The sequence below is a fragment of the Bifidobacterium bifidum ATCC 29521 = JCM 1255 = DSM 20456 genome (genome assembly GCF_001025135.1).
GTDB lineage: Bacteria > Actinomycetota > Actinomycetes > Actinomycetales > Bifidobacteriaceae > Bifidobacterium > Bifidobacterium bifidum.
In genome coordinates, this window is the sequence record NZ_AP012323.1 from 784,666 (window position 1) to 796,578 (window position 11,913).

Sequence of the window (11,913 nt, forward strand, 5' to 3'; positions counted from 1 at the left end):
GGCGACACTCTTGCCCTTGACGGCGGTGACGTGTACAACTGAGCGTCAGGAGCGAACGACTTGGGGCTCGCGCCGACCGAAGGTCTGGCACGGGCCCTTTTCGTAGCCTGTTCAGGTCCTGCAACAACAGAATGAACCAACGTATCATTGTGCCTTATCCGCAAAAGGCGGGTAGGGCGATAAGTCCGAAAGAGGGATGATATGACCAATCAGGAGCGCAAGCTCATCTCGGCCGAATCTGTGACCGAAGGCCACCCCGACAAGGTATGCGACCAGATTTCCGACGAAATCCTCGACGAACTGCTTCGGCAGGATCCGCAGTCGCACGTCGCCGTCGAGACCTCCGCCGCGACCGGTGTGTTCCTCGTGTTCGGTGAGGTGACGTCAAAGGGGTATGTCGACGTCCAGTCCACCGTGCGCGAGACGCTGCGCCGCATCGGCTACACGTCTTCCGAGGTCGGCCTCGACGCCGACTCCTGCGGCGTGATCGTCGCCATCACCGGCCAGAGCGCCGAGATCAATCAGGGTGTGGCGCGCCTCACCGGCGAGAAGGAGACCGAGGCCAGCCGCGAGGAGCGGTACGAGGCCCAGGGCGCCGGCGACCAGGGCGTGATGTTCGGTTACGCCACCGACGAGACCGACGTGCTGATGCCGCTGCCGATCTATCTGGCCCACCGTCTGGCCTTCCGCCTGACCGAAGTGCGCAAGTCCGGCGAAGTGCCGCACCTGCGCCCGGACGGCAAGACCCAGGTGACCATCGAATACGACGAGAACGACAAGCCGTTGCGCGTCGACACCGTGCTGATCTCCACGCAGCACGACCCGGAGGCGAGTCAGGAATGGCTGGCCGCCCAGCTCAAGGAGCATGTCATCGACCCGATGCTGGACGAGGTGCTCGGCGACGGTGTCAAGCATGACGATTACCGTCAGCTCGTCAACCCGACCGGCTCGTTCGTCCTCGGAGGTCCGGCCGCCGACGCCGGCCTGACCGGCCGCAAGATCATCGTCGACACGTACGGCGGCGCCGCCCACCATGGCGGCGGCGCGTTCAGCGGCAAGGACCCGTCCAAGGTCGACCGTTCCGCCGCGTACGCGACCCGCTGGGTGGCGAAGAACATCGTCGCCGCGGGGCTGGCGCACCGTGTCGAGCTGCAGGTCGCCTACGCGATTGGCGTGGCCGAACCGGTGTCGGTCAACGTCGAGACGTTCGGCACCGAAATCGGCGTGACCCGCGAGCAGATCCAGCAGGCCGTGCGCAAGGTGTTCGACCTGCGTCCCGCCGCGATCATCGACGAGCTTGACCTCAAGCGCCCGATTTACGCGAAGACCGCCGCATACGGCCACTTCGGCCGCGTCGACGTCGAGTTCCCGTGGGAGCGCACCGACAAGGTCGAAGAGCTCAAGGCCGCCATCCGCTGACTGGCAGATCACAACGATCACCCTCGGTTTCACTTCGTAACGTCCCCGCCAGCGGGGGCTGCCGCGAAGCGAAACCGGGGGTGGTCTTGTCTATACACACAACATGCATACACAAAAAAGCCGCCGGACACCCCGAGAAGGTTGCCGCCTGCGGCGGACTTCACCGGTGGCGTGATACAAATGAACCATGAGTACGAATGACGCGCAGCAGTTGGCGTTTGACGGCATGGCGCCGCGCAAACGCCGCAAGCGCGCGCCCGCCGAGAAGATTGTGGCCGCGGAAGACCCGATCGCGCAGGTGGTGCTGGACGCGCAGGCGACCCATCTGGGCCAGACATTCGACTATCTCGTGGAGGAGCGGTGGTCGCAGGCCGCACGGCCCGGCGTCATGGTGCGGGTCCGGTTCGGGGGCAGGCTCCTCAACGGCGTGATCTGGAAGCGCGCGGCAGCCAGCGCCACGCCCCGCTCCGCGCTGAGATTTCTTGAACGGGTGATCAGCCCGCACGTGCTGGTATCCGAATCCATGCGTGACGATATCACGCGCATCGCCGACGCCTATGGCGGCACGCGGGCCAACATACTTCGCCTGGCGGTTCCCCCGCGCGTGGCGCGCATCGACGGCGAACAGCAACTGGCCGCGCGTTCGCTATGGGTGGGAAGGCCCAGATTCTCGCACGTCTCGGACGAACTGATGCAACGGTGCTTCGACACGATACAGGCTTCATATGACGGCGCCGCCATGCTGCGCTCATCCCTGGAGGGCAGCTCGTTCGCCGCCCTGGTGATGGATGCGCGTCCGGGAGCGCGTGCGTGGGCTCGTGACGCCGCGTGGATGATCGCTGCCGCGATGAGGCAGAACCGTGCCGCCGTGGTGGTCCTGCCCGGGATAAGACAGTGCGAGGATCTCGCCGTTGCCCTGGAGGGACTGGGACTGTCCCGTTTCGCGCCGGGCGGCGCCGAGCACGGCGGATACTCCGGTGACTTCGTCGTGCTGGCCGCAGGACTGCCGCCGGCGGAACGGTACCGTGCCTATCTGGCGGCGGCGACCGGTCAGGTCGGGTGCGTCATCGGACTGCGTGCCGCCATGTATGCTCCGGTCGAGGGGCCGGCCCTGTTCATGATGGTGGATGATGCCGCGTACCAGCAGGCCGACGGGATGATGCCGTACGCGCAGGCACGCGGCGTCATGCGTCTGCGCGCCGAGTCGCACGGGGGAGTGTTTGTGGCGCTGTCGTACGCCCGTAGCCCGTTGAGCCAATGGGAATGCGAGGACCACACGGCCGTGACTGCCGTGAGCGGCCCGAGCGCATCCGTCACGCCGTTGCCAGCCGCTCGCAGGGATCAGATGCCGTGGGTGCGGTGGCTGAACCGCGAGGAGCTGGCGCGTCTCGCCGACCCGAGCATAGGCGCCCGCGTGCCGCATACTGCGGTGACGGTGTTGTCGAAGGCCTTGCAGACAGGGCCAGTGCTGCTGTCCATCCCCTCGGACGGCATGCAGGAGGCGTTGAGCTGCGTGAAATGCCATGCGCAGGCTCGTTGCGCGAAATGCACCGGCCCGCTGGGGCGCATGGGTGATGGGGTGCCGCGCTGCCGGTGGTGCGCTGCGGCGGCGGTCGACTGGCATTGCCCGCATTGCGGCTGCGAGCGCATGCGCGTGATACGGGTTGGCGCAACCGGCACCGCCCGCGAGCTGGGCGGCCTGTTCCGCGGTGTGTCCGTCGTCATATCGTCGCCGAGCCAGCCGCGAGGCGTCGTCGAGTACGTGGATGATGCGCCGCGCATCGTCATCGCCACGCCGGGAGCGGAGCCTCGCGTGCTGCCTGCATCCCGTCAATCGGAGCAGGATGCCGGCGAATATCGTGCCGTGACGATCCTGGACGCGTGGAACAGTCTGTATGCGCCGGGTGTGGACGCCCGCGTGGACGCGCTGACGGCGTGGATGCGGATCATGGCGTTGTGTGCGCCCCGCACTCGTGGTGGACAGGGTCTGCTGATTGGTGAATGCGATCCTGCAGTGGCCCATGCGCTGATGATGTGGGATTCGGCGTCGCTCGCCCGGAACGAATTGCTGGAGCGTGGGCAGGCCGGCATGCCTCCGGTGTGCGCGGTCGCATGCGTATGGGGGCGTCGGGATGCGGTGATGGCCGCCTTGGACGATATCGGCGTGCTGCGCGGCGATTGGGCCTCGCTGGATGTTGCGGGGGAGCCGATACCCGGCATGCTGGGGCCGGTGCCGATAGCGGCTCCGGTGACGGTGAGCGAACGCGAGCTGGAGAGCATGCAGGACCGGGTCAAGGCCCTGGTCCGTGTGCCGGTCGGCATGCGTGCCCAATTGGCCGTCCGCCTGCGGTCCGCGGTGGCGCGTCACATGGCGTCGCGCACTCCCGGCGAACTGCGGTTCCAAATCGATCCCAAGGATTTGATCTGATCCGAGAGATTATCCGCCGCGTCGAGGTGTCGTTTCGAGGAAAGCGGCGGCGTGACATGTCTGACTGCCGATTGAATCAGCATTCGGAACCTTTTGTTTCGGTTGGTGAGATGAGACGGGGATTCTTTGCCACGAAACGTCAAAAATCGCTGTTTTCGGCATTCGGCCCACTTCTTGTGCCACAAAATCGGATTTAACCGGTTACATGCCGTTTCGAGCCATGAGACCGAAACTGGGAATCATTGGAAAATGGCGATTCTGTTATTCGGAGCGGATTTTTCGTGTCGGTCGCGTGGCACGAAATGTCGAGAACGCTTGTTTTTCGCATTTCGTGGCAATGTTTTGACCAGGCCGTCACTGCATCCGGTGCCACCATGCAGGCCGGGCCTGATTCACTGGCGGAGACCAAAACGGCCGGCAAGTCGCGGAAGGATTCCTCTTTCCGAGAATGCTCTAGCTCAGACGGGTGCTGGCACGGCGACCGTTGTCTTGCTCACGGCGATTATGGCGCTGATTGATGTCGGCGTATATGACATCTGCCGCGTAGATTCGGGGCTGCCGAAACGATTCGGACGAAAGCTTTCAGACGCGGCGCTTATAGTTGCATGCCGGAATGCATCGGTGCGGCGGATGATTCGCCGCGTCGTCTCGATGGCATGGAACCATGGATGTGCGCGGCCGCGCGCCGCGGAATCGTTCATTGGAATCGTTCATATGGATGGAGGCATCATGAAGGGTTGGCCGGGCGAACCGGATATGGAACATGACGTGCTGGTGGCGCAGGGACCCGCCGCGGCCGCCGACGGCAAGCCGATCAGCAACGTGATTTTCGATTTCGGCAACGTGCTGATCTACTGGGATCCGTCCGTCGTGCTGCTGCCCAGGTATTCGCAGGAGACCATCGACCAGTTCCTCGACAATGACATCTCCGGCTTCTACGACGCGAACGACCGCATGGACGGCGGCGCAAGCCCCGACGAGGGCGTGGCGTGGATGCGCGAGCATTACGGCGACAAGTGGGCGGATATCCTGCGCTACTATCTCGACAATTTCGAGGATTCCCTGACCGGCGTCGTGCCGGGTGCCCGCGTGCTCGTCAACGATCTGAAGGCCGCCGGCATTGGAGTATGGGGCCTGTCGAACTGGGAGAAGGAACTGTTCCCGATCGCGCTGAAGCACTGCGAGATCCTGCAGCGGCTCGACGGCCGTCTGGTGTCGGGGTACGTGCACATGCGCAAGCCGCACAAGGACATCTACGAGAAGGCCTTGGAGGAGTTCGGCATCAGCGCCGAAAGCAGCGTATTCATCGACGACAAGGCGATGAACATCGCGGGCGCGAACGAGGCCGGCATCCGCGGCATTCGCTTCTCGGACGCCCGCAAGCTGCGCGAGCTGCTGATCGAGCAGGGCATCGATATCCCGGCGGTTCAGTGACCTCCGCCCGTCCGCACGTCGTCCGGCGTTCGACGATGATGACAGGGCAGATGGCCTGAAGTCCCAATACCGTGGAAGGAAACGGAACACATGTTGAAAATCCTCTTTGCCGGCACGCCTGACGTCGCGGTGCCGTCCCTGCGCGCCCTCGCCGCGGACAGCGAGCACTTCGAAGTGGTCGCAGTGCTCACCCGCCCGGACGCGCCCACCGGACGCGGACGCAAGCTCACGCCCAGCCCGGTCAAGACTGCCGCGCTGGAACTGGGATTGCCGGTACTGGAATCCGACCCGGCCGAGCCGACGTTCCTTGACGAGCTGAAGGTCACCGGCGCGCAGGCCGCCGCGGTCATCGCATACGGACGAATCCTGAAGCAGTCCGTGCTGGACGCGCTGCCCTGCGGCTGGTACAACCTGCATTTCTCGCTGCTGCCGCATTGGCGTGGCGCGGCCCCCGTGCAACGAGCCATCTGGTCGGGCGACGATATGACCGGCACCAGCGTGTTCCGCATCACGCGAGCGATGGATGCCGGCCCGCTGCTGGTGCAATCCGAAACGCCGATCGGCGAGCATGAGACCGCCGGCGACCTGCTGACCCGTCTGGGAGAATCCGGAGCGCTGGTGCTGCGCGACGCGCTGCGCACCGTCGAGGACGGTACCGCCGATCCCGTGGAACAAGCGGAAGGCGATTACCCGGTGGCGGAGAAGATCCGCGTCAACGACGCGCATATCGATTTCAGTGCGCCGGTGGAAGCGGTCGACCGTCAGATTCGCGCGTGCACGCCGAATCCCGGGGCATGGACCGAACTGGATGCAGGCGGGCTCGGGCTCGACGACGGGCTGTCCACGCTGCACGTGCTGCGGGCGCACCCGGCCGATATGACCAATCCGAACGTACCCGGGTCGTTGGTGTCTGGGGCGCTCGCAGCTGGAAAGAAGAATGTCTGGATCGGCACAGGCTCCACACCTCTGGAATTGCTGGAGGTCAAGGCGCAGGGCAAGAAGGCGATGCGCGCCGCCGACTGGGCGCGAGGAGCCCGACTCTCCGAAGCCGCGCGCTGCCGGTAACGAGGTGCGCGTTGCGGACTGGAGGTAAGTGAAACCACCCCCAGTCTCGCTGTCGCTCGCCCTCGCCTGCAAATGGCCCTGCCCTTTGCTTTACGGCTCGGCCCGCCAGCGGGGCAATTATCACGCTCTCGCTGGAGGGAGCTGTCGCGAAGCGACTGAGGATGGTCTTGGCGCTATCGTCGTGCGACGTCAGCGCAGGAAGTCCAGCACCTTGGTCAGGTCGCGCTCGTTGATGGACTCGTGGGCGGCGAGCTGAGTCTTCGGCTTGGCGCAGAAGGCGATGCCGAGCCCGGCCGCCTGAATCATCGGGATGTCGTTCGCGCCGTCGCCGACCGCCACGGTCTGGCTCATGGGAACCCCGTCTCGGGCGGCCCACGCCTGCAATGCATGCAGTTTCACCGTCTTGCACACGATATTGCCCAGCACCTTGCCGGTCAGCGCGCCATCCACCACTTCCAGACGGTTCGCCAGCCAATGGTCGATATGCCCTTCGGCGGCGAGACGGTCAACGACCTCATGGAATCCCCCGGACACGACGCCGACCTTCCAACCATGACGGTGAAGCTCGTCGATCAGCGCCAACGCGCCATTGGTGAAGTGCAGCTTGTCGTGCACGGTGTCGAACACGCTCACGGGCAGTCCCTTGAGCAATGCGACACGCTCACGCAGCGCATCACAGAATTCGATTTCCCCGCGCATGGCACGTTCGGTGACCTTCGCTATCTCGTCGCCGCTGCCGGCCGCCTCGCCGAGCTCGTCGATGACTTCCTCGTCGATCAGCGTGGAATCCACATCCATGACAAGCAGACCAGGCTTCGACAGCGTCGGCGCGGCCGCGGTGCCGTCACCCATGGTGTCCGAGGGCGATTGGTGCGCGGCCGCGAACGCCTCCACGTCGGACACGTCATACGATTCGTCAGAAGGTTGCAAAGTTTCGTCAAGCATACCGTCGATTGTCGGAAATCGTTGGGACAATATCCGGTATGCATGAATCCCTGCGCATATCGGCCTTCGCGCCCGCTGCGGTGCACGGAGCGGGCGACTCCGGCTCCGCTGTCGGCGCCATTGCCAAGGTCATTGTGGCCGTCGCGGCCCCGGCGATTCGCCGGGCGCGTAATCTGATAGGGAAGCGTGCTCGAAAAAGGGGCGAACAGTGAACGATATCATGCACGACGGCACTCCGGATGGCATATGGAACTCGCAGGACCATCCGTCAGGCCTACCTGATTCAGGGCCGGTCTCATCGGCGGGCACGGGTGCCGAAAGCGCCACGGCACGACAGGACGCGAGGAAGATACGGGAGAACGTCGCACATGAGCTGGCGGCCGCCAATGACCAGCTGATGGCCAAGAACCATGCGCTCGCGCAGGCGCTGTCGCGTGCGGGCAAGGAACTCACCAAGGCGAAGGCGCAGCTGTCACAGATGGCCCAGCCCCCGAAGACCTTCGCGACGATGGTCAAGGTCGACTCGTCGATGACCGACGAGCTCGGCGTCCAGCATGCGTCGGCCGAGATCCTGACGGGCGGCAGGCGGCTGGTCGTGCCTGTGGCCGCCAACGTCAACGCGTCCCGGCTGACGGCCGGCGCCTGCGTGCTGCTCAACGAGAACATGGTATTGGTCGAGCAGCGCGGCACTGACATGCTCGGCTCTGTCCGCACGATCCGCCAGGTGTTTGATGACGGGCGTCTGATCGTCGCGGATGGCGGCGGCAACCCCAGCGTGATCCGGCGCTCGGGAGCGTTGGCGCACGAGACGTTCGCCAACGGGCAGCGCGTCATCGTCGACCCGTCGGGCCGGCTCGCCCTGGAACTGCTGCCCGACGAGAACGATGCCGACCTGGTGCTGGAGGAGGTTCCCGATGTCACCTTCGCCGACATCGGCGGGCTTGACAGCCAGATCGAACGCATCCGGGACGCCGTGCAGCTGCCGTTCCTTCACCGCAGCCTGTACGAACGGTACAATCTCAAGGCGCCCAAGGGCGTGCTGCTGTACGGCCCTCCCGGCAACGGCAAGACCATGATCGCCAAGGCCGTCGCCCATGCGCTTTCGGATGGTTTCGGCAGGGGCAGCGGCGTGTTCCTCTCGGTCAAGGGGCCGGAACTGCTCAACAAGTTCGTCGGTGAATCCGAGCGTCTGGTGCGTCAGATCTTCACCCGCGCGCGCGAACGTGCCGCGGACGGCCGGCCGGTCATCGTGTTCATCGACGAGATGGATTCGCTGCTGCGCACCCGCGGCACCGGTGTCTCCAGCGACGTGGAGACCACGATCGTGCCGCAGTTCCTCTCCGAACTCGACGGCGTGGAGAGCCTCGACAACGTTATGGTGATCGGCGCCTCGAACCGCGTGGACATGATCGACCCCGCCGTGCTCCGCCCGGGACGACTGGACGTGAAGATCCGCGTGGACCGCCCCGGGGCGGATCAGGCGGCATCCATCATTCGCCACTATCTGACCGACGACCTGCCCCTGCAGCCCGGACTGGACGCCGACGGCCTGTCGCGCGTTCTGGTGCGCGACATCTACACGCGCTCGTCGCGACGGCACCTGTGCGACGCGTGCAACGACCAGGGGCAATGGTCGGCCATCTTCCTCTCCGACGTCGCGTCCGGTGCCATGCTCAAGAACATCGTCGACCGCGCCAAGACGAAGGCGGTGAAGGCGTCCATTCTCGGCGGCGACGACGTGGCGTTGAACGTCGAGTTGCTGGGAGAGGCCGTGGAGGACGAGTTCGTGGAGACACGAGGGTCGGTAATGGATGTCGATCCGGTGCAATGGTCGAGAATCAACGGCATGGACAACGGGCGCGTGGTCCGTATCCGTCCGGTTCCGCGCAAGGAAAAGGAGAACATGCAATGACCGTGCGACGGGTGATGGGCACGGAGACCGAATACGCGGTCTCGGCGCCCGCTGCCTCACATGCCAATCCGGTGCAGCTGTCGTTCGACGTAATCGGCGCTGCCGCCGATCCCGAACGTTCGCGCATACGCTGGGACTATCGTCAGGAGGACCCTGTCAACGACGCGCGGGGCACCCGTCTGGAGAGGGCCGCGGCCCGCCCCGACATGCTTACCGACGAGCCGCAGCTCAACATCGTCAACGTCATCGCCCCCAACGGCGGCCGCATGTACGTAGACCACGCGCACCCCGAATACTCGGCGCCGGAGACCACCGACCCGTTCGAGGCGGTGCGGTACGACCATGCCGGCGACCTGCTGATGCGGCGGGCGGCCGCGTCGGCGAGCGCGGGAACGGGGCACGACATCGTCCTGCACCGCAACAACGTCGACGGCAAGGGCGCCAGCTGGGGCACCCATGAGAACTACATGATGCTCAGATCGGTGCCGTTCGACACGGTGGCGGCGCTGATGACCGCCCATTTCGTCTCACGGCAGATCTACGCCGGATCCGGCCGCGTCGGCATAGGGGAGCGCAGCGAGACCGCCGGATACCAGCTCAGCCAGCGTGCCGACTACATCCACGCGATCCTCGGACTGCAGACCACCTTCGAACGCCCTATCGTCAACACGCGCGACGAATCCCACAGCCCATCCGATTATCGTCGCCTGCACGTGATCGTCGGCGACGCCAACCGCATGGACGTGCCGCAGACGCTCAAGCTGGGCGCCACCAGCATGCTGCTGTGGCTGGCCGAGCACGCGGGCGAGACCGGCTATGATCTGGCAGCGCTGCTGGACTCCATGGCGCTCGTCGACCCCGTGTCGGCCATGCACACGGTGTCGCACGACCTGACGCTGCAGGCCGAGCTGCCGCTGCGCGACGGGGGCGTCACCAACGCGTGGATCATGCAGGTGAGGCTGCGGGCCGCCGTGTACGAGATGGGGGCGCTGGTGTACGGCACCGACACGCGCGGCGAGCCGCTGTGGCCGGACAAGCCCACCACCGGCATCATGGCGCTGTGGGGGCAGGCACTCGCCGACGTGGCCGCCATCCGGCATGCCGACGACGATACGAGACTGAATATGCAACCCGAGGCGTCGCGGGTGGAATGGCTGATGAAATGGCAGCTGCTGGAGCGTCTGCGCCGCAGGCACGGTTTGTCGTGGAACGATCCGAAACTGCGGGCGATCGACTTGGGGTGGGCCGCCTTGGACCCGGTCCGCTCGATATTCGAGAAGGTCAGGTCGCGCACCGAGCGCACGGTCGACGACCGGCAGGTCGCCGATGCCGCTGGCAATGCGCCGCAGACCACGCGCGCATGGCTGCGTGCCGCGGTCGTGAACCGGTATGCGAGCCAGGTGGTCGCTGTCTCATGGTCCCATCTGACCGTCCGCAGGCATGATGCGCCGCAGACGGGGGAGGAGTCGTACGGCAATGCGAGCCGTCCGATCGTCCGGCCGTCCGACCTGTGCTCGCTCGACATGTCCGATCCGTGCGCCTTCGACAAGGCGCACATGGCCGCGTTCGTGGACGGCACGCGAAACGCCGATGAGCTGATAACGCAAATCGATCGGAACATCACCGCCGGAAGGTAATATCGATACAGGCATGAAATGGCATTACCGTGGGCGCACCACTGGCCGATGCGCATCATGGGGCAGCCATGATGGCGAGCGATGACGATCAAAGGCGCGAACGCCACGACCAGAGACAACGACCGACAGACGAGGTTGATGCAGACATGGATTTGCGAGAAATGACACAGGCCGTCGCCCAAGTGGCGCGGCATGCCGGCAGGCACGCCCTTCAGGAGCAGGTGAACCCCCACGACCTATCCACGACGATGGTGTCGCCCGGCGAGACGAAATTCACTAGCGAGGTCAACACCCGGCTGATTCGCTATACCCGCGCGCGACTGTCCGAAATCGAACCGTTCCAGGGCTTCTGGGAGGAGCGTCCGGAGGACAACCAGCCGGGGGAGAGGTACTGGTGCGTCGGCAATATCGACGGAGCCATCAATTTCATCCGCAACATGGCCGAATGGACCGTGACCATCTCACTGTTCGAGTTCGACGAGCACTGCCATGCGCGCCCGATCATGGGTGTGGTCCATGCGCCCGCCATGGGCATCACGTACATGGCGGCGAAGGGCCAGGGCGCCATCAGGATACGCCGCAACCCCGTGGGCGGCGACAAGCGCGAGAAGGTCATGCCGTCGATCACTGCGACGCTGGATGGCTCCGTGGTCAGCTACGGTATGTCGTATGTGCCGGAGGAGTCCAAGCGGGCCCTGTCCGCGGTAGCCTCCATCGCGGGTAAACCGGCCGATATCAAGCGAGTGGGTCCGGCTTCGATGGATTTGTGCAAGGTGGCCGACGGCACGTACGACGCCTATTTCGAGCCTCACCTGCACAAGTGGGATGTTCCGGCCGTCTCGGCCGGCGCCGTCGTGGTATGGGAGGCGCAGGGGCGTCTGAGACAGTGGAACGGCGAGCTGATCCATTGGCGTCGCGAGAACGATGTCGTGGCGTCGAACGGCCTGATCGGCGACGAGCTGCAGCCGTATCTGCAGTGATCGGGCGCATACAGACATATGCAGGCGTCTGCCGGCGGTGACGAATACGTGCGTGCGTGGCAGATGTCTGCGATTCGGTGACGGCATGCCGGA

At 65.1% G+C, this 11,913-nt stretch carries 9 protein-coding genes and 1 riboswitch; of the genes, 7 read left to right on the plus strand and 2 right to left on the minus strand.

Going from position 1 to position 11,913, the window contains the following annotated elements:
• Nucleotides 1–140: 140 nt before the first annotated feature.
• A riboswitch (SAM riboswitch) is annotated at nt 141–206 on the plus strand.
• Both metK and BBBF_RS03105 read left to right on the plus strand, forming a co-directional pair.
• Nucleotides 202–1,419, plus strand: a complete 1,218-nt coding sequence (metK, locus tag BBBF_RS03100) for a methionine adenosyltransferase (protein ID WP_021647935.1) — start codon at nt 202–204, stop codon at nt 1,417–1,419. It overlaps the preceding riboswitch by 5 nt.
• A gap of 187 nt (nt 1,420–1,606) precedes the next feature.
• Entirely contained in the window at nt 1,607–3,847 is a 2,241-nt protein-coding gene (locus tag BBBF_RS03105) for a primosomal protein N' (RefSeq protein WP_021647936.1), read from the plus strand.
• A 458-nt stretch (nt 3,848–4,305) separates the two neighbouring features.
• Here the strand turns inward: BBBF_RS03105 and BBBF_RS09935 are convergent, their stop codons facing one another.
• Entirely contained in the window at nt 4,306–4,548 is a 243-nt protein-coding gene (locus BBBF_RS09935; RefSeq protein WP_054828643.1) for a hypothetical protein, read from the minus strand.
• Nucleotides 4,549–4,576: 28 nt separating this feature from the next.
• Here BBBF_RS09935 and BBBF_RS03110 point away from each other — a divergent pair, with 28 nt between their 5' ends.
• Together BBBF_RS03110 and fmt are read left to right on the plus strand one after the other, a co-directional pair.
• Nucleotides 4,577–5,281, plus strand: a complete 705-nt coding sequence (locus BBBF_RS03110) for an HAD family hydrolase (protein ID WP_003812477.1) — start codon at nt 4,577–4,579, stop codon at nt 5,279–5,281.
• Nucleotides 5,282–5,371: 90 nt separating this feature from the next.
• A complete protein-coding gene (gene fmt, locus BBBF_RS03115; protein ID WP_003812479.1) occupies nt 5,372–6,346 on the plus strand; it encodes a methionyl-tRNA formyltransferase in 975 nt (324 codons plus the stop codon).
• A 189-nt stretch (nt 6,347–6,535) separates the two neighbouring features.
• Here the strand turns inward: fmt and serB are convergent, their stop codons facing one another.
• Nucleotides 6,536–7,198 (minus strand): phosphoserine phosphatase SerB, encoded by a 663-nt coding sequence (gene serB / locus BBBF_RS03120; protein WP_230958080.1) that lies wholly within the window; start codon nt 7,196–7,198, stop codon nt 6,536–6,538.
• 442 nt (nt 7,199–7,640) lie between these two features.
• On the opposite strand from serB, the gene arc reads away from it, so the two are divergent.
• The 3 genes from arc to BBBF_RS03135 all read left to right on the plus strand — a co-directional run bounded on the left by arc (nt 7,641) and on the right by BBBF_RS03135 (nt 11,820).
• The gene (gene arc / locus BBBF_RS03125; protein WP_309485090.1) at nt 7,641–9,203 is read left to right on the plus strand and encodes a proteasome ATPase; all 1,563 of its coding nucleotides are present in this window, start codon (nt 7,641–7,643) and stop codon (nt 9,201–9,203) included.
• Nucleotides 9,200–10,840, plus strand: coding sequence for a depupylase/deamidase Dop (dop, locus tag BBBF_RS03130; RefSeq protein ID WP_021647942.1), 1,641 nt, complete (start codon nt 9,200–9,202; stop codon nt 10,838–10,840). The genes arc and dop overlap by 4 nt, the downstream gene beginning before the upstream one ends.
• Nucleotides 10,841–10,986: 146 nt before the next feature.
• Nucleotides 10,987–11,820, plus strand: coding sequence for an inositol monophosphatase family protein (locus tag BBBF_RS03135; RefSeq protein ID WP_003812487.1), 834 nt, complete (start codon nt 10,987–10,989; stop codon nt 11,818–11,820).
• Nucleotides 11,821–11,913: the final 93 nt, after the last annotated feature.

Coding starts and splice junctions, on each gene's coding strand:
- metK (WP_021647935.1), top strand. CDS start 202: ATGACCAATCAGGAGCGCAAGCTCATCTCGGCCGAATCTGTGACCGAA.
- BBBF_RS03105 (WP_021647936.1), top strand. CDS start 1,607: ATGAGTACGAATGACGCGCAGCAGTTGGCGTTTGACGGCATGGCGCCG.
- BBBF_RS09935 (WP_054828643.1), bottom strand. CDS start 4,548: ATGAACGATTCCGCGGCGCGCGGCCGCGCACATCCATGGTTCCATGCC.
- BBBF_RS03110 (WP_003812477.1), top strand. CDS start 4,577: ATGAAGGGTTGGCCGGGCGAACCGGATATGGAACATGACGTGCTGGTG.
- fmt (WP_003812479.1), top strand. CDS start 5,372: ATGTTGAAAATCCTCTTTGCCGGCACGCCTGACGTCGCGGTGCCGTCC.
- serB (WP_230958080.1), bottom strand. CDS start 7,198: ATGGGTGACGGCACCGCGGCCGCGCCGACGCTGTCGAAGCCTGGTCTG.
- dop (WP_021647942.1), top strand. CDS start 9,200: ATGACCGTGCGACGGGTGATGGGCACGGAGACCGAATACGCGGTCTCG.
- BBBF_RS03135 (WP_003812487.1), top strand. CDS start 10,987: ATGGATTTGCGAGAAATGACACAGGCCGTCGCCCAAGTGGCGCGGCAT.